The sequence below is a fragment of the Myxococcus llanfairpwllgwyngyllgogerychwyrndrobwllllantysiliogogogochensis genome (assembly GCF_006636215.1).
Taxonomy (GTDB): Bacteria; Myxococcota; Myxococcia; order Myxococcales; family Myxococcaceae; genus Myxococcus; species Myxococcus llanfairpwllgwyngyllgogerychwyrndrobwllllantysiliogogogochensis.
Window position 1 is genome coordinate 1 of sequence record NZ_VIFM01001046.1, and the last position, 381, is coordinate 381.

Here is a 381-nt window from a genome sequence, read left to right on the forward strand (position 1 = left end):
GATGTAGTGACGCCTGCCGGGCTGCGCCCTGTAGCTGCCCTGATGTAGCCTCCGGTGCAGATCTGTTATGTTGTTCTTCATGTTTCCGGCGTAGTCCATCCACCTGATGCCATCCACTCCGGCGGCCGCTTTCCTGCTCAGGGAGAGGAATGCGGCTTCCAGTGCTTCGACTGTCAGCAGGTGGAACAATGCTGTAAACCGTTCTTTCTTCCGCTGCTTCGCAGCTTCCCGCACGCGTGACAGCCTCTGTGACATGCTTTCCCGGCTCTGTGTCCGGCGCATGTGTGGCTGTTCCGCGTTCCCCTTGGCCCCGCTCCTTCGCTCCACTGACTCCGCTCCTTTCGGGTTGTTCGCCTGCTTCGCCGCTACTATGAGCGAGTC

The 381-nt window shown here is 60.1% G+C and carries 1 protein-coding gene; it reads right to left on the bottom strand.

Going from position 1 to position 381, the window contains the following annotated elements; translation table 11 throughout:
- Positions 1-255, bottom strand: a 255-nt coding sequence (locus tag FJV41_RS51875; RefSeq protein WP_497812698.1) for a hypothetical protein, incomplete at its 3' end; no start/stop codon positions are given.
- Between the last annotated feature and the right edge of the window lie 126 nt (positions 256-381).